The 21,899-nt window shown below is 41.7% G+C and carries 21 protein-coding genes; 9 read left to right on the top strand and 12 right to left on the bottom strand.

What is annotated here, in order from left to right:
* Positions 1 to 33 precede the first annotated feature (33 nt).
* Positions 34 to 1,545 carry an alpha-amylase family glycosyl hydrolase gene (locus N6H18_RS13040; RefSeq protein ID WP_262308714.1) on the bottom strand — a complete coding sequence of 504 codons (1,512 nt, stop codon included), beginning with the start codon at positions 1,543 to 1,545 and terminating at the stop codon, positions 34 to 36.
* A gap of 131 nt (positions 1,546 to 1,676) precedes the next feature.
* Positions 1,677 to 1,832 carry a hypothetical protein gene (locus tag N6H18_RS13035; protein ID WP_262308713.1) on the bottom strand — a complete coding sequence of 52 codons (156 nt, stop codon included), beginning with the start codon at positions 1,830 to 1,832 and terminating at the stop codon, positions 1,677 to 1,679.
* A gap of 340 nt (positions 1,833 to 2,172) precedes the next feature.
* On the opposite strand from N6H18_RS13035, the gene N6H18_RS13030 reads away from it, so the two are divergent.
* Positions 2,173 to 2,412 carry a hypothetical protein gene (locus N6H18_RS13030; RefSeq protein WP_262308712.1) on the top strand — a complete coding sequence of 80 codons (240 nt, stop codon included), beginning with the start codon at positions 2,173 to 2,175 and terminating at the stop codon, positions 2,410 to 2,412.
* A 286-nt stretch (positions 2,413 to 2,698) separates the two neighbouring features.
* Positions 2,699 to 3,843, top strand: a protein-coding gene (locus N6H18_RS13025) for an IS3 family transposase (protein WP_262308022.1) whose coding sequence is annotated in 2 segments (ribosomal slippage) — positions 2,699 to 2,960 and positions 2,960 to 3,843 — 1,146 coding nt in all. Because the reading frame shifts where the segments join, the coding sequence is not laid out codon by codon here.
* A gap of 70 nt (positions 3,844 to 3,913) precedes the next feature.
* Here N6H18_RS13025 and N6H18_RS13020 read toward each other — a convergent pair.
* Positions 3,914 to 5,116 (bottom strand): pentapeptide repeat-containing protein, encoded by a 1,203-nt coding sequence (locus tag N6H18_RS13020; protein WP_262308711.1) that lies wholly within the window; start codon positions 5,114 to 5,116, stop codon positions 3,914 to 3,916.
* 634 nt (positions 5,117 to 5,750) lie between these two features.
* Positions 5,751 to 5,909 (bottom strand): hypothetical protein, encoded by a 159-nt coding sequence (locus N6H18_RS13015; protein ID WP_262308710.1) that lies wholly within the window; start codon positions 5,907 to 5,909, stop codon positions 5,751 to 5,753.
* Between the two features lie 193 nt (positions 5,910 to 6,102).
* Between N6H18_RS13015 and N6H18_RS13010 the strand changes: the two genes are divergently transcribed.
* Both N6H18_RS13010 and N6H18_RS13005 read left to right on the top strand, forming a co-directional pair.
* A complete protein-coding gene (locus N6H18_RS13010) occupies positions 6,103 to 7,398 on the top strand; it encodes a sodium:solute symporter family protein (RefSeq protein ID WP_262308709.1) in 1,296 nt (431 codons plus the stop codon).
* A gap of 269 nt (positions 7,399 to 7,667) precedes the next feature.
* Positions 7,668 to 8,060: an acyl-CoA thioesterase gene (locus tag N6H18_RS13005; RefSeq protein ID WP_262308708.1), complete on the top strand. Its 393-nt coding sequence runs from the start codon at positions 7,668 to 7,670 to the stop codon at positions 8,058 to 8,060.
* Positions 8,061 to 8,217: 157 nt separating this feature from the next.
* Here N6H18_RS13005 and N6H18_RS13000 read toward each other — a convergent pair whose 3' ends face one another.
* Positions 8,218 to 9,036, bottom strand: a complete 819-nt coding sequence (locus tag N6H18_RS13000) for a mechanosensitive ion channel family protein (protein WP_262308707.1) — start codon at positions 9,034 to 9,036, stop codon at positions 8,218 to 8,220.
* An 80-nt stretch (positions 9,037 to 9,116) separates the two neighbouring features.
* The gene (locus tag N6H18_RS12995; protein WP_262308706.1) at positions 9,117 to 9,827 is read right to left on the bottom strand and encodes a DsbA family protein; all 711 of its coding nucleotides are present in this window, start codon (positions 9,825 to 9,827) and stop codon (positions 9,117 to 9,119) included.
* 98 nt (positions 9,828 to 9,925) lie between these two features.
* Here N6H18_RS12995 and N6H18_RS12990 point away from each other — a divergent pair, with 98 nt between their 5' ends.
* From N6H18_RS12990 to N6H18_RS12980, 3 genes are read left to right on the top strand one after another with little or no spacing between them, the layout of a single operon-like run.
* The gene (locus tag N6H18_RS12990; RefSeq protein ID WP_262308705.1) at positions 9,926 to 10,819 is read left to right on the top strand and encodes an ABC transporter ATP-binding protein; all 894 of its coding nucleotides are present in this window, start codon (positions 9,926 to 9,928) and stop codon (positions 10,817 to 10,819) included.
* On the top strand, positions 10,812 to 11,615 hold the full coding sequence (locus N6H18_RS12985) for an ABC transporter permease (protein ID WP_262308704.1): 804 nt from the start codon (positions 10,812 to 10,814) through the stop codon (positions 11,613 to 11,615). The genes N6H18_RS12990 and N6H18_RS12985 overlap by 8 nt, the downstream gene beginning before the upstream one ends.
* Before the next feature lie 51 nt (positions 11,616 to 11,666).
* Entirely contained in the window at positions 11,667 to 12,374 is a 708-nt protein-coding gene (locus N6H18_RS12980; RefSeq protein WP_262308703.1) for an SIMPL domain-containing protein, read from the top strand.
* A 177-nt stretch (positions 12,375 to 12,551) separates the two neighbouring features.
* Here the strand turns inward: N6H18_RS12980 and N6H18_RS12975 are convergent, their stop codons facing one another.
* From N6H18_RS12975 to N6H18_RS12965, 3 genes are all read right to left on the bottom strand, one after another.
* Positions 12,552 to 15,227, bottom strand: coding sequence for a CHAT domain-containing protein (locus N6H18_RS12975; protein ID WP_262308702.1), 2,676 nt, complete (start codon positions 15,225 to 15,227; stop codon positions 12,552 to 12,554).
* On the bottom strand, positions 15,211 to 16,194 hold the full coding sequence (locus N6H18_RS12970) for a hypothetical protein (RefSeq protein ID WP_262308701.1): 984 nt from the start codon (positions 16,192 to 16,194) through the stop codon (positions 15,211 to 15,213). Before N6H18_RS12970 ends, N6H18_RS12975 begins: the two co-directional genes overlap by 17 nt.
* Before the next feature lie 142 nt (positions 16,195 to 16,336).
* Positions 16,337 to 16,645, bottom strand: coding sequence for a hypothetical protein (locus tag N6H18_RS12965; RefSeq protein ID WP_262308700.1), 309 nt, complete (start codon positions 16,643 to 16,645; stop codon positions 16,337 to 16,339).
* 216 nt (positions 16,646 to 16,861) lie between these two features.
* On the opposite strand from N6H18_RS12965, the gene dnaX reads away from it, so the two are divergent.
* The gene (gene dnaX, locus N6H18_RS12960; protein ID WP_262308699.1) at positions 16,862 to 17,983 is read left to right on the top strand and encodes a DNA polymerase III subunit gamma/tau; all 1,122 of its coding nucleotides are present in this window, start codon (positions 16,862 to 16,864) and stop codon (positions 17,981 to 17,983) included.
* Between the two features lie 68 nt (positions 17,984 to 18,051).
* Complete coding sequence (locus N6H18_RS12955; RefSeq protein WP_262308698.1) at positions 18,052 to 18,573, top strand: hypothetical protein; 522 nt, start codon at positions 18,052 to 18,054, stop codon at positions 18,571 to 18,573.
* A 32-nt stretch (positions 18,574 to 18,605) separates the two neighbouring features.
* On the opposite strand, the gene N6H18_RS12950 is transcribed toward N6H18_RS12955, so the two are convergent.
* From N6H18_RS12950 to N6H18_RS12940, 3 genes are read right to left on the bottom strand one after another with little or no spacing between them, the layout of a single operon-like run.
* Complete coding sequence (locus tag N6H18_RS12950) at positions 18,606 to 19,001, bottom strand: response regulator (RefSeq protein WP_262308697.1); 396 nt, start codon at positions 18,999 to 19,001, stop codon at positions 18,606 to 18,608.
* Complete coding sequence (locus tag N6H18_RS12945; protein WP_262308696.1) at positions 19,002 to 20,879, bottom strand: LysM peptidoglycan-binding domain-containing protein; 1,878 nt, start codon at positions 20,877 to 20,879, stop codon at positions 19,002 to 19,004.
* Entirely contained in the window at positions 20,876 to 21,517 is a 642-nt protein-coding gene (locus tag N6H18_RS12940) for an O-methyltransferase (RefSeq protein ID WP_262308695.1), read from the bottom strand. The genes N6H18_RS12945 and N6H18_RS12940 overlap by 4 nt, the downstream gene beginning before the upstream one ends.
* Between the last annotated feature and the right edge of the window lie 382 nt (positions 21,518 to 21,899).

The raw sequence follows: 21,899 nt of genomic DNA, 5'->3' as shown, positions 1-21,899 counted from the left end.
AGAACGTATCCTCTCCATACCATCAAAACCCATTTACTTGATAAGAATTAGACTTGCTCTTGACCCCAAAGTCAAGTAACCACCTGTCAATACCGCGTCACCATTTTCATAACCGATTTTGTAACCTTCTGCTGATACATTGACAATGATCTCTTTCGCTGACAAGTTGTGGTAAATCATAGCATGGCTATCACCATACGATCTACTGTATGCGAGCAGCGCTGGCTCTTCTGACGAAATCTTAGCGATCGTTCCTTGAGAAAAAAGACTAGTCTTTTTCAATGCGATCAATTCCTTGTAAGTATTGTATATAGATTGACCATCAGCCATCTGTTGTTTGGCTGGCACTACTGTGCTATCGGTGCTGTACTTTGACTTCATCCATTCCGTTCTCTGGGCGTCTTTGCTACTTATATCCCAAAGCATCGGTTCGCGAATGTTTTCATCTGGTTTCATCCCTAGCATGCCTAGCTCCTCTCCATAGTATATATATGGTGTACCTGGCAGTGTAAACAAAATAGCAGCAGACAATTTTATCTTATCACTTTTCCCTCCCAAAACAGAAGCCACTCTGTTTTGGTCATGATTGCTCAAAAAACTAGCCTCAATGAAGTCAGGATTGTATGACTTGAACCATGGCAAGGACTCGTTGATCACGTCAGCGATATGTACATCTGCATTCATCTCGTACCCGTGTCCTGCTATCTTCGCTGCTTTTTGTTCGCCAGCATTGATAGACTCTAGGATACTAAAAGCTCTGTCAAAATTGAAAAGAGACGTAAAACCAGCTGCGTATGGAGATGCATTTTTGGCATCAGACCAAACTTCCCCCATGAGATATACATCAGGATTGACCTTTTGCATCTCTGATTTGAATTCCTTCCAAAAAGCATGGCTATCCACCGCACGGTCATCTGGATAGATGTGCTTGGCCGCATCCAATCGGAAGCCATCTACCCCAATATGAGACAACCAAAACTTACCTGCATCATAAAACTCCTTGCGAACTGCGGGATTGTCGTAATTGAAATCAGGCATTCCTCCGTAGAAAAAACCATAGTAATGCTCCGAAACTGTATCCTCTTCCGTCACTGGGTGCCACTGTCGGATGTTGTCCGAGTCGAATGAAGTCTCCTTCTTGGCAATCTCCTGAGCGATGGAGTCTTTGTCAGCCCACACATAATAATCTCTGTATTTGGCATCCTTACCTGTCTTTGCATCCACAAACCATGGATGCTCCGACGAACTGTGGTTGATCACAAAGTCCATCACCACTCGGATCTCTCTGGCGTGAGCCTCATGAATGAAAGTTTTGAAATCCTCCATCGTGCCATAATCTGAATGAATGCCCACATAGTCGGTCACGTCATACTTGTGGTAGCTCGGTGATGGAGACATAGGCATAAGCCAAATCGCTGTGATCCCTAAGTCTACCAAATAATCCAACTTGGCTGTCATACCAGGGATATCTCCTACTCCATCGCCATTAGAATCGGCAAAGGACTGCACAAATATTTCGTAAAAGACGGCATTGTTGTAGCTCACTGCTTTGGGGGGTTAAATCCTCTTTGATATTTTCTCAATGTGCCAGTTTCATAAACCTTATAGGTTTATTTAATTAGCCTCCGATCACAAACTCATAGCAATTGAAATCCATCACAACCACTCTCTCCCTGTCATGGTGAGGCACTCGAACCATCAGACAGGCTGTGCTGATGTTGCAGTACTGCTTGTCGCCCTTCGATAAACTCAGGATGACAAGGAGGGTTTTCAGGTTCTAGTCGTATGTCATGTAGACGAAGCTCCCACCTTCTGGTCTTAACCTCCGCCACGACCTAAAATATTCAAGGGGCCTGCTGTCGGTAGGTAGATCCGCCCGTCGTTGGTGTTTTGAAGAATGTATTTATCCTATAGTGATGGGTAGAAAGAACCTCATACGAGATCAGCTATTTGCAATTGATCTGACTTTCCTTCCGCAGACAGGCTCTATCATCACGAAGGTGTCCATTTATTTCTAATAGGTTTTAAACAATATGGAATTCTAGCTTATAATGTATAGTTGTATGTGGAAAACTCAATCAAAAAAATACGAATTTTATTAGTATTTTTGAAGTCAAAGTGAATCATACTGGATGTACAACTAAAATTATTATCAATTATGATTTAATAAAAATGGTTAAAATTAAATTTAAAGGTTCAGTAACCTTCACAGATGGTGATGGAGATGATTCCGATCCGGAGGAAGTGCCGGGAAAAATAAACCCCTTCCTGAAATGGAAAGGGTTTGTAAAATTCTTTTGCAGATTTGTATTGGTGTACCTACTGCAATTGATTTGTTTTAATGGTGATCTAGAGCTTGATCCTAACGAAGTACTTGCAATACTTGAGCTACTCATAACTGCTACTAGATAAGTTATTCCAACAAATGCTGAACAACTGTTCAGTATTTGTTGGTTTTACAAAGTAAACAATTCTTATACTAATAGTATTATCATTTATACTAAATATTTAGTTCCTGCCTCCACTCTAACATCTTTAGGGCTTTAAAAGTATTATTAAGTATACTTTTAAAACTATTTCTCTCAAGTCCCTAAAATATACTTAGACTTATTTTGTGGGTCAGGGGTTCTTTGCACTGGTTATGTAAGCTTCCCCAAAAACAGGACAGTTTAAAAATGAATAGATTTAAACTGTAGAAATGAAGAAGAGTACATTTAGTCCCCAGCAAATCGTTAAGATTCTCAAGGAATTTGAACAAGGTAAATCGGCACAAGAGGTATGCCGCCATCATGGTATAAGCCAAGGCACGCTATATAATTGGCGCAAGAAGTATGGCGGCATGGAAGCCTCAGACCTGAAGCGTTTGAAGGCTCTGGAGGAGGAGAATGCCAAACTAAAGCGTATGTATGCTGAGCTGGCATTGGATCACCAGATGGCCAAAGAGATCATAGAAAAAAAGCTCTAAAGCCCTGTGATAAGCGTAGGATTAGTAAAGAGCTGCCTAAATACGGTATCAACAGGGCGTGCCGTGTAATGGATGTGTCTAGGTCGGTGATGTATTATAAACCCCAAAAGGATGACACCCCGATTGAAGTGGCTTTGAATGATAAGGCTGCACAATTTCCCAGAGAAGGTTTTTGGAAGGCTTATGGCCGCCTTAGACTAGAGGGCAAGCATTGGAATCATAAAAGGGTATATAGGGTTTACAAAGCTCTGGGGCTATCCTTAAGGGTCAAGAAGAAGAAACGTCTCCCCGCTAGGTCCAAGCAGCATCTTGAGGCTCCGAATCACCTTAATCATACATGGTCAATAGACTTTATGCAGGATAGATTGGTAAATGGTCGAAAAATCAGAAGTTTCAACGTAATGGATGATGCAAACAGAGAGGCATTGCATATAGAAGTAGATTTTTCACTAAAAAGCAGTCGAGTGATCTGGGTACTGAACCACCTGATCAATAGGAGAGGAAAACCAAAGCGCATCAGGATGGATAATGGGCCAGAATTCATAGCCTTAATGACCCAAACATGGAGTTATGCGCAAGAAATTGAGTTTTGTTACATCCAACCAGGCAAGCCCACGCAGAATGCTTACATCGAAAGGTTCAATGGCTCTCTGCGCCGGGGCGTGTTTGATGCGTTTGTATTTGAGCACATCGACCAGGCCAGAGAAGAAGTAGATAAGTGGATGGAAGATTACAATAACCATCGCCCGCATGATAGCCTTGGTAGGATTACTCCAAAAATGTTCGGAGAAAACCTTCAGAGAGTCCAAGAGGGTACCCTCTTGGACTCTCTGAAGGTTGAAGTATTAGACAATAATTATAAATTACAGCTGTCCTAAAAATGGGAAGCTTACAGTTAGACTCACTTTCCTCCTCCTGTCTTAGCGAACATTAAGACCAGTGGGGGCATTAATTTTTTCCATACTTACGAAATGATTGGATAAACTGATAATATCCATATCCAATAAAAAGTCTGCTTATAAAAAGAATTAAGTAACCCTCAGGTTCATTCGGCTCTCCAAATGGCATGTAGTCCCAGTAAGTCAAGTTAAGCAGCTGAAGAAAGTATTTCATGGTATATCCAACATCCTCCCAAGATTGAGCAAATACAATGGAGTCGCGAATTGTCAAAAGGAAAATGCAATAAGCAATAACCGTTACTCCTAAAGTAAACCCAAGTGCTCTAGACCAACTTTGACCATGCTTATTGGAAATACCATTCATAAGCAAGAGTATTTTCTCCCCCAATCGACCCGTATCTACCTTTATTTCTTCAGAATAAACTTTCATTTCCAATCGATGAAATAATTGCGCATTTATATTATTTCCTTGCTTTCTAAACTCATGCTTTATTAATCTGAAGGTTTCTCTAACCCTTTTCAAAGCACTAACATTGCTTTGAGACCCTGAAACTGTTAATAGATCATTTTGATAGAGATTGCTCTCTTGTAATTTATTTAACTGCGTCTTATCGAAATTAACGCCCCAAAATTGAATTGTACACCAAAAGTTTGAGCGAGAAATATCTAAGCCGTTGTGAAAAATTGCATTTTCAAAGCTTATATAACTATTGGGTACAACTTTGTTGTGTAAAAATTGAATTGATTTGTGAAATGTAGTATTTGAAAATATTGTTGTCCCTTCAAAATCTGTAAGGTGAAATTGTTGGTCTTCAATAAATTCAGCAAAATAGAAATCTACTAGTTTCTTAAAACTAGTATTAGTAAAGTCTGTTTTGCCATAAAATTTGGAGTTATGAAATCGCACATTGTTCTTAAAAATGGCTTTGCTGAAGTTAACTCCTTGTCTAAATTCACAATTAATTAAATACATTTCATACTCATGGTTTGAATTATTTATCGAAACCTGTTTCTCGAAAATACAATAAGAAAGGTCTAGTCCAGAGTTATTACTTTTCGATAAGTCCAAAGCACTCTTTACAAAAATTTTCTTTTTTCCATCAAAACAATAATTAAGATCTCTTATCGTGTTTGCGATTTTTACTGAATTTTCTTCTGAGATTTCAAATTCTAAATCTTTAGAATTAATCAGCTTTACACGATTGCTAAATCCTTTTTTTTCAAAGAGATCTTCTACTTCCTCACTTTTCATTTCGCATATATAATTGATAATAAAAGATTATGGCAAACTCTCTCCATTCTAACAGTTTATGAACAGATATACTCATTCAAAAACAAAGTTCACCAAAACCCTGTCTCATGTCGATTCCCCCAAGAATAAATCATTCTCCACGATTAAATACCAACATCCCATCCCAAAAGTCATTCTCCTAGTGAAAAATACCCAGATATAGGGAGGAGATTGCGAGGCAGATACCTCAAACCTATAAGGTTTTAAAAACCTTATAGGTTTGTCAGTAGAAGCAATCACCCCTTACTGCCTCACTCTGTTGCCTTTTGGTTGTGATCAGTATAGGTTAGTACCTAGTTAACTTTACTTTGCCGTCTTTGTGACTTGACTATGCCCTCTCGATAAGCAACCTTCATTTTCATTGTACTTATCCTTAAGTAAAAAGATATAAGTCTTTTTTCAATAAGACATATATCTTTTTGGTCAAACATGCGGTAAGTAGAGGCTATTGTACCTCAAACCAATACAAGATCCTGCTTTATCATTTAGCAAGTCTATCGTATCGAAACAGCAACATTAAGGCTAGCATGCCCATTTACTTAGTCAAGGACTAATCAAACCCACTACAGTAGCGAGATTACTTGGCGTAATCTCGCTACTTCTCAGTTTGTTCCCCTTTCAGTTCCAGCAGGTAGGGCTCATAGAAACTGTCATATCCAAAGGAGCCAACGACCACATCGTGCGCATCTATATATCCAACCAATTCTGCACAGAAACTCGAACCATCAGACAGGCTGTGCTGATACCTAGGCATTCCTTGTCGCCCTGCGATCAACTATAAAACTGCATAACCCAACAATCACCCTCCTTGCCTACAAAAGGTAATACAGGGATACCGTCACAGCCATTCTTTCTCTTACGCTTCACATTTCTGTACTTTTATTCCATTCTTTTGAGTATTTAAAGTAAGCATGATTATTTTCACGTCAATTGAAACTCTGACCGCTATGCTCATCTATCTCGTTACCTATATTTTGTTGCTTGTTGGACTGTCTGTGTACCTCTCCAAGACATCTTCGCCAGAGGACTTCCTCATCGGTGGCCGCAACAGAAGCGGTTGGACCATCCTCTTCTCCAAATTTGCTGGGGCGATTGGGGTCAGTACATTGATTAGCTACACAGGCTATGCTTATCAGTTTGGACTGGGGATGTTTGGGATGCTGATCGGTGCAGTGGTAGGCTACATGCTCTTTGCACTCTGGGCAGCTCCAAGGATCAAACGTCTGTCCCTGCAGGGACAGTTCTACACCCAGGGAGATTTGCCAAGATACGTCACTGGCAGCCAAAGAGCCTCTCACCTCACGAATGGCATCACCATCGTGATTCAGTTCTTTTGGATTGTACTGTCATTAGCTGGTGGTGCCAAAATCATCTCCTATTTTGGCCTGTTTTCCTATGAGATTGCCTTACTGATCACCACTTCGGTCGTGATGATTTATGTCCTGTTTTCAGGATTCAAAGCAGTAGTGATCACAGATGTGGTGCAAGCCATCATCATTCTATTTTTCCTCAGTATGCTAGTCTATGCTATGCTGGATATCCAAGAATTAGACTCACTGGTCAGTACGAGCACAGATAATAAAGTCACCCTAGGGAGCATCGTAGGTTTGGTACTGTATGGTGGACTGTCTGTCTTTGGACTGGCAGATCGCTACCAGCTCTGTTATGCAGCCAAGGATGAAAAGTCACTCAAGCGCGGCATGGGTTTGGCGATTGTACCTGTACTACTCATTGCCTTTTTGCTGTTGCTGCTGGGGCTACATGTTTATACACTAGACACGACACTCGATCCTGACATGGTTTTCGTCTATGCGACCCAAAACATCATGGATGTTTCTTGGTTGCCACTGTTGCTGGTGCTGTTCTTTGCTGGACTGATGAGTACAGCCGACAGCTCGATTTTTGCAGTAGCCTCTCACCTCATACGGCAGACTTCTCCTGAGCAAAAAGTAAAACATGTACGCTATGCGACCATTCTCACGGTTGTCTTGGCATTTTTAGTTGCGCTATTTTGGCGAAGCATCGTAGACATCACCATTGTCGGTGCGGCGTTGCGTATGACCATAGCTGTTGCCATGATCTATGCAATCCTAGGATATAAAAACAGCGGAAGATTCATGGGCAGTGCAGTAGGTGGAGTACTAGGTTTGCTCATCGGACTACTTGCCTTTGGCGCACAACCTACGCTGGCGATCTTGGTCTTGATAGGCTCACTGATGGGGCTATTGTACAGGTCAAAATAAACTCCAATGACTCTGAACCTGTAATCTATTGAAGTCTACCCGTGTAGCAACCTATTCACATCGATCAATCCATGATTTGTATCACTGGATCCAAATCTACAGACAACATGATGCCAAGCAATCCTCTAAGTTGTCTAGATTGCAGTATCATTTTGGCTGAGGTGATTTGCTCAAATGTGATGACATGAAAGAAACGACAGTACTAGACATCTAGCTGCCACATGGTACTTGATGGACCAAAACAAGTAATCAATCATAAAAACGTCTCTATGACCCTCGAAGAACAGATCAAAGGATCTGAAACTCACATTTTCAAAGCTGTATTTCCTAATACTACCAACCATTACGATACCCTCTTTGGTGGTACCGCCATGAAGCTCATGGACGAAGTAGCCTTCATCACGGCAACACGTTTCTCCCGGCAAAGAATGGTAACCGTCAGCAGTGACCGCATTGACTTTACTCATCCTATCCAAGTAGGCACACTGATGGAACTAGTTGGTAATGTCTCTCACATAGGCAATACCAGTATGAAAGTCCGTGTAGATATATTTGTAGAGCAGATGTACAGCAACGAAAGAGAAAAAGCCATCACTGGTGAGTTCACCTTTGTCGCAATCGATGAGAACAAAAAACCAGTAAGTATCTTAAAGCATCAATAAAGATGCTGATGTCCGGAGGTAAAGTTGGTATCGGAGAAACCAAAAGAGTCACTGTACTAGACAAGAAACTTGAAAAAACAGCAATTCAATAAGAATGAATAGATACTAGATCTTAGTTCTCAATTCGTGAATCTAACATCTAGTACCTAACATCTAATTACTTATTATGCACATGCACGTCCATTTGTGGGAATGGAATATTGAGCCCCTCGATGGCAAAAGTCTTGTACACGTTTTCGTTCATCCCAAAATGCACATCCCAATAGTCCACAGATTCCACCCACACACGAAGCAACATATTGACCGAGCTGTCTCCCAAGGAGTCAACCATCACCTGTGGTGCTAACCCTTCTTCTTGCAAGATTTTACCCTCAGAATTAGCCAATTTGAGCAAAACCTCTCTTGCCTTGTCTACACTATCACCATATCCGATCCCAAAGGTGAAGTCAATTCTTCTACGAGGCTCTGTGGAGAAGTTGGTCATCGACCCTGTAGCCAAACCACCATTTGGAATGATGATGGTCTTGTTGTCTGGCGTCTTCAATATGGTATTGAAGATTTGAATGGCAGACACGGTACCCATATAGCCCTGTGCATCCAAAAAGTCGCCCACCTTGTAAGGTTTGAACAGCAAGATCATCACACCTCCTGCAAAGTTTTGCAAAGTACCAGACAGCGCCAATCCAATTGCCACACCCGCTGCACCAAGTAGCGCTACAAAAGATGTCATTTCTATTCCTATCATTCCGAGTACACTGATGATCAGCATCGCCTTAAGTACGATAGAAATTAGGCTCATTACAAATGTCTTCAGCGAGGGATCAAAGGATCTCTTGTTCATGATGGACGACAATCCAGACATGAGCAACTTGATGACCCAAGAGCCAATCAGTAGTACCAAGAGAGCACCTAGGAGTTTAGGGCCATAGTCTATCCCTTTGGCGTACAATTGCGAAATAATTTCTTCGATGTTCATTGTTAGATTAGTTTAATAGTTCAAAAAAAGGAGCTCTATAGAGCTCCTGTAATTTTATAAATTTGACCCGCTATGCAAAATCAATCGGCCATTATGTTGTCAATTCTTTGCTTCATCGTTTCATAATCAGCAAAACCCATTGTGACAGCTATGTACTCTTCTCCTTTATGAATCACCACAGAAGGAAAGCCTCTTACGCCCATTTGTTGTGACTTGACAAAATCCTGATAGGTCAGCTTCTTGTACCCTTCTGAAAGAAAGAGTGGCTCAAAAGACTGGTAATCAATATTCAACTCGATACAGACGCTTTCCAAAACATTCAAATCCTGAATATCCTTGTTCTCTGCATAAAACAGTCTTTGCAGGGTCTTGTAAAAAGCCCATTCTTTGTCGGGAGCCACATCTCTGATGACTCTCACCGCTCGCGCAGAAGGTTCGGTATCATAGTTAAATTCCTTGCGGTCAAAAAACGAATAATCAAAAGGCTGTCCAGACGCATCATGCACATGTCCCCAATGAGACTTGAGCATCTCCCTAAACTCCTCTGTCCATGCATCTCCACCACCTGGACGCAAACCACCCAACACCAACTCAAAATCGAAAGTCTCTTTGTACTCTGTCTTGATACGATCCAGGTAATTGGTGATCCCCCAGCACCAAGAGCACATGGGATCACCAAAATACATCAATGTAGCTTTCTCAGTTGGAGCTGTTGTTAAATTAAGATTTTCCTCTTGGGACAAGTTCGGTACCTCACAGACCCCATCTTCACAATTCATTTCCTTTTTCATTTCTATACATTTTTACTTAAAACAATTCAAAGCGAGAATTGTTCCTTTAGCTTGTAATATCTTAGCTTTCATAACGACTAAACACAAAAATATCATTGATGTCTATTTTACAGGTAAAAAAACTCACCAAACATTTTGGATCTCGGACGGCAGTCAATGCCATCGATCTACAAATAGAAGCGGGTCAGGTATTCGGGCTGCTCGGCCCCAATGGCAGTGGCAAAACCACCACACTCGCTATGTTGCTCGGTGTGCTGCGACCCAGCGCTGGGGACTTCACTTGGTTTGATCAACCCGCCTCCGCAGAAAGCAGAAAACGCATAGGTGCAATCCTAGAGACGCCTTGCTTCTACCCTTACTTGACCGCCACGGACAACCTCAAAGCTGTCGCCGAAATCAAAGGATGCAGCTACAACCGAATCGACATAACATTAAAGGAAGTAGGTCTACTGGATCGAAAGTATGACAAATTCCAGACCTATTCTCTAGGAATGAAACAAAGACTTGCCATCGCCTCTGCCCTATTGGCTGATCCCCAAGTGTTGATCCTCGACGAACCTACCAATGGACTGGATCCAGCGGGTATCGTGGAGATTCGTGAGATCATACAAAAGATTGCCCAGACAGGCAAAACCATCATTCTCGCAAGCCATTTGCTCTCCGAAGTACAAAAAGTCTGCTCGCACTTTGCAGTACTCAAAGCTGGCAGGTTACTCCATCAAGGCAGCATCCATGATATCGAACAAGAGAAAACCACCATCGAAGTGGGCGCGAGCAACATGATTTTGCTCAGAGAAACCCTCGATCAGCTCAAAGGCATACGCAATATCCTCCAAGACGGCGACTTTTATCGACTAGAGGTAGAGCATGAAGTCACCACGGAGTACATCATGCAACACCTGCACGCCAAAGGCATCACGCCGAGCCATCTGCTCAAAAAACAAGGAAACCTCGAACAACAATTTTTAAAAATACTAGCTGACAATGAATAGTCTTATCAAACTCGAATGGATAAAAAACAAAGCCAATCCCACATTTTGGATACTGATGGCGGTGTACATCGCAGCTACCTACGTCATCCTATCTACAGGCACTATTTTGATGAATGCCACTTACGAATTTACCTCCAATCAGGAAACGCAAGATTTCCCGCAGATCACCATCTACGACTTCCCAGGTATCTGGCACAACATGAGCTACATTGGATCCTTCGTCAGGATACTACTAGCCATCATCGTCATTGTCAACATCAGCAATGAGATCTCTTACCGCACACTGCGTCAAAATATCATAGACGGCCTAAGTGTTGAATCTTTTTTAAAATCAAAATTGATCTTCATCGTCCTACTAGCTACAGTAGCGACAATCACACTTTTTGTAATCAGTATGTACTTCGGACTCACCTATTCTATCACACAAGAAGTTGACACCATGTTTTCTAATCTAGATTTTATAGGAGCTTATTTTATAGAGATTTTTGGATACTTATGCTTTGCATTGTTCATCACGCTTTGGATCAAAAAATCTGGAATGAGTATCATGTTTGTTCTCGCATACAGCATTCTTTTTGAGCCTTTCTTTGGCTGGGTCATATTGGGCAGTGATGGATGGCTCATCAACCTGCTTCCTATCAACGCTTTGGATAATTTAATCCAATCTCCCATCAATTTGATGGATCCAGATGCAGTACAAGAGACTGTCGAGATGGGCGAACTGGGCATTGCCTTGGCATGGATTATTGGTTTCATTGGGTTGGCCTATTTTATGTTGACCAAAAGAGATTTGTAAAACAGGAACAGTTATTGTATCCAGCGGATCGAATCATTCGTAATGAAAAACATGAAAACATACACATTAGCACTAGCACTACTCATGATTGGTTTTGTCTCACTGGGACAAGAACAATCCATGATCCATGTTTCAGGTCAAGCTGAACTATCTGTCAATCCAGAGATCGTAGTATTCAACTACAGCGTCCATTCAAATCACAAAAACTATGAAACAGCTGTCAACCAGCTCAACACCCGCGTCAACAGCCTGTTGAGTGATTTGAAAAAAGCTGGATTTGCTTCGGAAGAGATCAAGACCTCTCACTTCAATATACGAAAAAGCAAAATCTACAACAAAGGTCAGGAAGCTGGTGATGAGTACATTGCTACGCAATCACTGGTCGTAAAATTCACTTTTGACAAGAAGAAAATGCTTTCTTCTCTCAACCAAACCACGGAAGAAGCGTCTGCACCCAACTTGTCTATTTCGTTTGAACTCTCAGATGCACAAAAGAAAAAAACACAGGAAAGTCTGATGATTGCCGCCATGAAGGATGCCAAATCCAAAGCACAAATTTTGGCAAATCAAGAAGGCTATAAAGTAGCTGGTGTCAAAGAAATCAGACATGGTGTAAATACCTCACTACCCCCAATGGGTAGAAATGTAGAGTTTGCCATGATGAAAACCATGGCGGATAGTGGCAATGTATCGCAATACGAACCCACAGAAATCACGATGTCTGATGAAGTCAACGTATCCTACCTTTTGACCAAGTAAACAAACCTAGACCGATAAAGGTCAAAACAGAAACTAGATTGCGAGAGTCAAGAATCAAGATTTGTCTTGGTTCTTGACTCTCTTTTTTTGTCCACATATTGCAGAAAAGTACAAATCAACAAGTAAAATTAGCCAACCAGAAAACTAGCCAAACCAGTCAAACCAGTCAAACCATCCTTACTTCCCAACCAAGACGAATGGTGCCCAATAGTAAGGCATGGAGTACTTCTCAGAGTTGAGCATTTCCAGTTTGGCCTTTTGCAAATCTCTGGTAAATCCTGACGAAGTACTGTGAATCAAGTGATTCTTGTAAAACGAGATCATCAAATCAGAGGTCGATTGATCGTTGACAGTCCAAAGTGACACCATCAGGTTTTGTGCTCCTGCATATTTCAAGGCACGACTCAAACCAATGACCCCTTCTCCTTTTGATATTTTACCCAAGCCTGTTTCGCATGCAGAGAGCGATACCAAATCAGCATTGATCTTCAAGTTGTATATCTCACCACAATACAAACTACCATCTTCATCTCCTCTAGGAGCGAGAAAAATCCGAGACAAAGAGGGGTTAGATTCATCTACTACGCCGTGTGTGGCCAGATGCAAATATTTATACCCAGACTCCAGCTTCTTCTTGAAATTCATTTCGTTGGCATTGTCATCGACGATCGTTTCCACCCCCATTTGATTCCCATCAAACAAATATTTGATCTCCCGTACTTCCTCTTTGGTGGCAGGCAAATCCGACATTCCAAAGCTCGTAGAAAACGCTACAGGTGCGATGAGCAAAGCTTTGCCATTGTTGATAAAACTACCTCTCTTCTGCAAATACAACGTAGCTGAATAGTCATAATTGATCGCCACATCCTGTATCAAGTATCTGGTCGTAGGGCTCGTCTCACTCACCAAGCTTTCAAACGGTACGGTGGACAAAATACCGTCAGGAAAAATAGTTATCTCTTTGACCTGACTAGAAAACTTAGGAATCAACAACCCATACAATTCTGAAGAAATGGGCTCAAAAGAATCTTGCATCCTGTATTTGATGGCATTTCTCATCCCCAATACTTTGTTTTCGAATTTTTCACCTTTCGCCACTTCCAGCAATTCATATTTGTTTTGGGAGATAGAAAACACATACAACTTGTCTGCACCCACAAAATAAGATAGCACCAATTGATCTGCTTGCAATTCGGCTTGCAACTCTGAGACAGACGCCAATTCCGTGTTGTACTTGAGCGAATAATATTGCGGATAATTGATTTCCAATTCCTTGACAAACTCTCTGAGAGACAACTGATAGTCAAACAACTTCTCTTTAAAAGCAAGTCTGTCTTCATCCGAAATCTCTTGCAAAAGCATCTGCTCCAAATAATCAATTTCTGTTTTCAAACTATCCTCTATGGCCAGTTCTGAATCAGGAATACCTGCAAAGTGCTTGGCTTTGGTATCGTTGATAGCACTCAACAATACGGCTGCCTTGCTCCGTTCCGCAAACTCAAATGCCAATTCCAAGTAATGCTTCTTCCTGAATGTATTTTCACTGAGGTATTTAGAAATACTGATGCCATTTTCGTTGACATCTGCCGCTATTACTGACAGACGCAACTTATCTGCCTCATTGATACGAGTTTGACGAATCTCATTGATCAGTTGATCACAAAGAATATAAGCACTCAAGGCTCCATTGATGTCTCTCAATTTCAATGTTTTCTCAAAATGATAGGCTTCCAATGCCTTGGCTTTGGCTTGTAAGGATGACAACAAGATGTCTGCATTGTAATAATTCTCAATAACAGGCAACGAGTACAAATCGACTTCTTCTTGATCAAACAGGTTGGCATAGATAGATTGTTGATAGCTCTCAGCTGCCATCTTGTAGTCGCTCTTCTCTTGATACACTTGTCCTATCAAAAAATAAGTATTCGCCACATCTGGGTGCTTCTCACCATGTAGATTCAAATACATTTTCAAAGCCTGCTGCTGATACACCAGTGCTTGATCAAACTCGCCTTTCATCTCATAAATCCTCCCACGGCTACTGATCACAAAAGCCTTGTTGGCGTGATCACCTTGGTGAATGGTCGCCCAAATCGCTTCCATTTTATCCAAATACTGTAGTGCATCTTGATAGTTGGACAACTCAGCAGAGGCAAAAGCTATATTGGCATAACACAGCGCAATTTTACGGCGATTGGCCTCCAAATCAGATTCGTAAAAAGTCAGAGCTCTGTTAAAATAAATGATACTTTGTAGGGGTTGGTCTTTGAGTCGAACCAATCCTATATTGTTGTTCGAATCTCCCAACAACACATCAGCTGCCTTTTGTTTGTTGCGGATAGAAAGTGCCTTTTCGTGGTACTGCAGCGCCAAGTATTGATTCCCATTGTTCCAATATGCAATCCCTATATTTTCGAAGCATTCCGCCAATTCGAGTGTACCGTCCACCAAACTGGGCTCGGCGAGCAACAGCTGCTCTATAGCAAGGTCATTTCGTCCAATGTGCAGGTAGCCATTGCCTACGACCATACGAGCATGGGCAGTCCAAGTGACAGTATCACTTACATTCTTATGGATAAACTGAATGGTACTTTCTGCGCTTTGAATCCCCGCATCAACCTTGCCTCGACTGATGAGACATTCAGCCATTTTGAGATGACAGCCTACATATTCATCCAGTTGGTTGTTAGAAAAATATGTCTCGGCCACCGCATGATACGCTTGGTATGCTTCATCGTATTTTGATTGTACAAACAAGGCATCAGCACTACTAATACTTTGGGACTGGGAAGGATATACCCACAAAAAGGAAATGCTCAATACTATGAGCCAAGTTCTAAAATCTATAAACATAGCTCAAACTAGTTACTACATGTCTGGTGAGACCATCTGGATTCACTTCTCTATCCATTATTTTTTGTCCATAAATGAATTTAATGCTGTTCTTCACATCAAAACTGTACCCTACTCCTGCCAATGCTGACAATGCCAAACCCGTCGTACCTTCCACTTTGATTCGTTCGTTTGTATTGAAATCTAGTCGCTCATCGTGAGTGATTCGATAGATTGGTAGCAGACCAATGTTAAAATTAAAATTGGTAAACCTAAAATTGCGTTCAACCCTAAACATCACATCAATGCCACGTTTGAGATTATTGGCCAAGGCATATTTTTCGATATAAGGGTCTATCTCACCATCCGCCTGCCCATCTGGATATCCAGGCCATTGTCCCCATCTAAAGTCATTTTGATTTTCAGTCAAGGCGATTTGTACACCTGTCGCCAGCATCCATTTTTCATTGATCCACGATCCTCCAAAAATCAAATCATATGATCCCAAACTTACCTGATAGTACATAGGAAAATCGCTACCCTTTGAGAGAAACTCATTATCCTGCTTTTCTAGGTCAGAATTGTTGGAAGGCAACTTAGTACCCAGAGTAGCACTGAGCATTCCTCCCTTCAAGGTTGTGAGATTTTGTGTCAAACTCAATGAAATATCCCCAAGCCCACTGGTTTTCCCCAAATTCCCTTCCACCGCTTGATAGGGTATTTTGCCTTGGATGAACAGTCTGTCGGTAATCGCAAAAGTCATGTCTGCGGTCAATACATATATGATGGGACTCAATGTGGTAGAACCTCGATAGGCATTGATTTCGACAGAACGAAGCTTCACATTGACTTTTTTGCTGTAGTATTGATCAGGTTTCATGGCACCCATGGTGCAGAATCCTGCATCACTGCAACCTTGCGCGTTGGATTCGTGGCTTGCTAACAACCCTGCAAGACACAGGATGATCACAAATAATTGTTTTCTCAAGATGGTTAAATTGGTTTAATGGTTCACTGAGTCAAATGGCAATTTAGCAGTAAACGTCCAAGGATTAAAATATTGTTTGGTAAATCCGTTTTGGATATAAAAAAAGCAAGAAGTTAGGTCTTCTTGCTTTCATCATTTAGGACTACTTCTTTTTCAAATCGGCAACCTCTTGCTCTGACATAGGTCTCATGTACTTCGCCTTTACCTTGCCTTGCTTGCCTCCGTGGTATTCTCTCACCCAATATTTATTTTTGGAAATGTGACCATGTACCACAGCTTCTACCTGCCTGCCATCTGACATAGTGACCATCACATGCTGATGAATATGAAAAGCCTGCTCTTTCTTTGCATCATCCTTGGTTGTACCCTTTCCTTGGGCACTGTCCTGACACATCGCTGCAAAACAGAACAACATCATGAGAATGGTTAGAATTAAATATTTTTTTGACATAACTGTTGAATTTGATTACTATAGCTTGTTTTGATTCGCTAAATTAATACATAAACCCAGTCTTGCAATGTTAATTATTCACAATTTATCATTCGAATAATGATACTTCTGCACAGGTCATTCCATTAGCCTTTCCTCCAAAAAAGTAGAGATAAAATGATCAGAATATTACAAGACAAACTGCCATTATTTGGTTTGGATGATTAAATTGCAGCCATGGAGAATTTCGTGGTATCGGCGAGAAAATACAGACCTTTAGGCTTTGATGAAGTGGTGGGACAAGGCCACATCACGACCACACTTAAAAATGCCATAGACAACAATCACTTGGCTCAGGCCTTGTTATTTTGTGGTCCTCGTGGAGTAGGAAAAACAACCTGCGCAAGGATTTTGGCACGAATGGTCAACAAATTTGATGATCCAGACAACATCTCGGCAGTCAATGCGCTGAACATCTATGAACTAGATGCCGCCTCCAACAACTCCGTGGAAGACATTAGAAACCTGATTGATCAGGTACGATACCCTCCTCAACAGGGTACTTTCAAAGTATATATCATAGATGAGGTTCACATGCTGTCCAACCAAGCCTTCAATGCTTTTTTGAAGACCTTGGAGGAGCCGCCATCTTATGCGATTTTCATCCTAGCAACTACTGAAAAACACAAAGTTATCCCTACGATCCTATCAAGATGCCAAATTTTTGACTTCAACAGGATAGAAATCGATGACATCACCTACCAGCTGAAAAAAATCGCAAGCAGCGAAGGAATTGAAGCTGAGGAAGAAGCATTGCACCTGATTGCTCAAAAGGCAGACGGTGCGCTGAGGGATGCCTTGTCCATATTTGACTTGATCGTCACCTTCTCATCAGGCAACAAAGTCACCTATCAAGACACGATCAAGAATCTCCATGTACTAGACTATGATTACTTCTTCAAATTGACAGACAGTCTGTACAACGAGGAAGTATCGTCTGCACTATTGATCTATGACGAGATATTGAGGAATGGATTTGATGGGCACAATTTTGTAGTGGGGCTCACCGAGCATTTTAGAAACTTGATGGTCTGCAAAGACCCAGAAACTGTCAAATTGCTCAACGTATCTAAAAGCATCGAGCAGAAATACATCGAACAAGCCAAAGCAACCAGTTTGTCTTTCTTGATGTCTGGACTCAATATCCTCAATCAGGCAGACCTGCAATACAAATCTAGCAAGAATCAGAGATTGCATGTAGAATTGGCATTGATGAAATTGGGCTACCTCAAACAAGCATTCCAATTGGCCAACGGACAGGAGTCGCCACTAAAAAAAAAAGTGATGACGGCAAATTAGTCGAAAAAACTCCTGCACCAGTTCAGGAACAAGTTGCCAAACCTACTCCAGTAGCGGGCAGTAAGCCTGTGGCAGCAGTTCCTTCTACTGCTCCTATTGCACGAACTGCCCCAGCATCCTCTACCACTCCAGTGGCAAAGGAAACGCCTAACCTGAAAAACATCTTCCAATCCAAAAAGGAAGAAGTCAAAACAGAAACAACTCAAATAGAAGAACCTATAGTCGAGCTCAGTGAACCTGTCACCAAAGAGGCCATTGGGATCACGATTCGCAACTACATCGACAAATTCAACCCCTCAGTCTCGGTCAAAAACATCCTAAACAAACCCTTTGTACTCAACGACCTGACGATTGAATTCCCTATCTCCAACAAAGTGGAGACTTCTATGATACAGAAGAATGAAGTAGAAATGCTGGAGTTTTTCAGAAAAGAATTGCGTAACTCAATGATACAAGTCGGATACAAATACTCTGACAATCCAGAAGAAAGAAGACCCTATACCAGCACAGAGATCTTTGCGGCCATGGCCAAGAAGAACCCCAATGTATTCAAACTAAGGGATCAATTGGGATTGGATACGGAGTTTTAATAGACAGTCAACGGTCGACTGTTGAGAATTACCTAAACCAACTCCCCTAGTCGCTCGCAGCTTTCAAGTGTCAGTGGTTTGATTTCTATTTTAGAAATTTCATTGTTGATGAGCAATCTCTCCAAGTAGGCCGCTTTGTCTTTGTAAGTCAATATCACAATCTTGACATCATCCTTGTCAAAATGTGTCAGTCCAGCATACTCATGTAGGAACACCTGCCCTTCGAGGACTGGAATGTGTACATCAAACAAAATAAGTTGCGGCAGCTTGTCCTTCGCCTTTTTTAAAAAAGCAATAGCTTCCTTTCCACTAGTCACCACTTTGACTTGCTGAGCCAAATGTGACTCTACGATCGCTACTCTGTGAGCAAAATTGTCGGTTGCGTTGTTGTCGATTAGCAACGCAAGCTCACATCTATAATCCCCCATCTATTCCTTTACTCTTATTCTCTCGCCTATCGAAAGTGCAAAATTATCTTTTTGATTAATAGTAAGCAACTTATCTATCGAAATACCATATTTCTTTGAGATACTATACATAGTATCACCTGGTCCTACGACATGAAAATCCACCTGAGCAGGCGCCAATTCGAACGGTCGTCCCTCTCCATGTATCACCAGTGATTGGCCTATGCTTAGTCCTCCACTCTGCATGTCATTCCATTCTTTGATATCCTCGACAGATACACCATATTTTTTAGAAATCGAATAGAGCGTTTCTCCCTTATTGACCGTATGCGTGAAATAGGAAGCCTTCTCCTCTTTTACAACCCTGGGTTTTTCATCTATCAACTCTGGACTATCCTCCATTTCCATGAATACTGGTAGCTCCTCCTTTTCTGTTTGCGCTGGCTTTTGTATCACTACCTCATCCACAGCGCTTTCAGAAACTTCTTGCAGCTGCACAGGTGATTGAGCGGGTTTAGGCTCCTCAACTTGTTTCAATTCTTTCACTGGAATCGTTTCATCTACGGGTGCAGCAGGCAATTCTCTGATTTCTACGGGTACGTCAGACGGCCTTCGTTGTCTGAGCCACATCACACGGCCTGGTTGCAATCGATCAGTCACCGACATGCGGTTCAGTTTGGCGAGTTGCTTGAGCTTGATCCCAAATTTTTGTGACACCTCCCAGAGTGTCTCTCCGCGCTGCGCAGTGTAGTAATAAGTCAGGCCTCTATTTCTTTTTGATCTGAGGTAATAAATCTCTCCCTCAGTCAACCTGTCTGTGACCTTGAGATCATTGTATTTGGCAAAACGAGCTGGATCCAGATTGACTTTGCTAGCCACCGAGGTGACATTGTCTCCCGACTTAGCCAATATTGTAGGCAAGCCATTGATTTTCACAAAGATGCTCTTATCTGTATTGAGTGTCTTGCTGAGGGATGGGAAGACCTTTTCAAATGAAGTTTGTTCACGTCCTGAGTCCTTGTCAGACCCAGATTTGACAATCATACTATCATCTACGCCACCGCCGATCTTTTCTATGGGCTTCATTTTGCCTCTGATAGGAACAATCACGATGTAGGTCTTTTCTCCTGGTACCTTCCCAGATTTGAGCCACTTGTTGTACTGACGCAATTCCGTCTCATCCACATTGAGTTCATTCGCTATTTTAGACAAACTCATACCTGCACCTCGATCGTACTGCATCAACCGCATGCCTTCACTGTGCTTCTTTTCCATCACACTACCAAAAGCGATCTTGTGCGCCAGACAACGCTTGACATACCAATGGGTATCGCGGTCTATGGTCATCTTATTCGCTCCGAATTGTGACTGATCTACATATTTGGCCGCTCCTCCTCGCCCGGTCATGTGTGCCAACAAGGTGTATATCCAATTGTTGAAATAAAAATTGTGTCTTTTGAAATACTTGGCTGCTCCTATGGTCGAAGCGACAATATTGAGTCGCTCGTCCACATCTCTATCAATACGCAAACCCACTTCGCGCCCTGTAAAGTCCTTGAACTGCCAAAAACCAACTGCATTGGATGAAGAAACTGCATCTGAGATCAACGCACTCTCTTGGATAGAAAGGTATTTAAAATCTTCTGGTACATTTTCTTTGCGAAGGGTTTCTTCTATGATGGGAAAGTACAACCTGGCTCGGTCCGCTTTGATTTCAAAATATTTTTCACTCTGCGTGAGCATGTCTACATCCTTCTGAATATCCCTCCTGGCACTTTCGGTGATCTTCAATTTCATTCCCGCAAACTCCATGGAAGAAGGCACATTGGGACTAATTAAATCCTCCGCACTTGCATTCAATCCCCACAACAATGCCCAACAGGCAATCAAATATCTCATAATACTCTCAATATCATTAGGCCATCTCTCACTGGCATCAATACATTTTCTACTCTGGGGTCGTCGTGCACAGATTTGTTGAAATCAATCAAAGCTAAAGTGTCTTTGTCATTGGGTTTGACTTGCTCGACTACCTTGCCACTCCATAGCACATTGTCTGCCAATATAAATCCTCCCTTACGCATTTTGGGCAGAACCAAATCAAAGTAAGTTTGATAATTGGACTTGTCCGCATCGATAAACACCAAATCAAAAGTCTCATCCAAGGTAGGGATCAATTCTGCACCTTTGCCAATGTAATAATCAATCTGATGTGCATAATCAGAAGCTGCTATGTATCCCCTCACACGGTCTTCCAACTCTTCGTTGACATCTACAGTTATCAATCGACCATCCACAGTCATCCCTTCTGCCAGACACAGTGCCGAATACCCTGTGTAGGTACCGATTTCGAGGATTCTACGTGGACGAATCATGTAGGAAAACATAGACAAAATCCTGCCCTGTACATGCCCTGAGATCATCCTCGGCATCATGACCTCTAGGTGGGTCTCTCGATCTATTCGCTCCAACAGTGGAGTGGCTGCAGAACTATGTCCCTCAGTGTAGCGTTGTATTTCTCTATCTAAAAAATCCAAAATAGTATGGGTATCAGGAGTTGAAGGTTTAAAGTTATAATGTGAATAGTTAGAAAGCTAAAATTGATTCAAGCCTCGATTGCAAATAGTCTACAGCGCAAAGTCACTAGCAGGAATCATTCTCATTATGTCAGCCAATCCATTCGCTTTTACACGATTCTATTGACCTCAAAGGCTAACCCGTTTCCGAGCCAAAGCGAGGCAATTCTAGTCCAAATCGTGACAATTAGCAACTAACAAAAGGTGATTGAATACATCTCGATTGACAAATGATAAATGGTGGATAGAAATCAGCCAAATTGTCAAAGAAACTCGTTCAATACAAACTACTATCTCATTAACTTTCGGCTTTCAAACTTTCAACTTCTCCACTCACAAGCAG

This window comes from Reichenbachiella agarivorans (genome assembly GCF_025502585.1).
Lineage (GTDB): Bacteria > Bacteroidota > Bacteroidia > Cytophagales > Cyclobacteriaceae > Reichenbachiella > Reichenbachiella agarivorans.
Note: the sequence above shows the minus strand (reverse complement) of the source record. Positions and strands in the feature narration are given on the sequence as shown.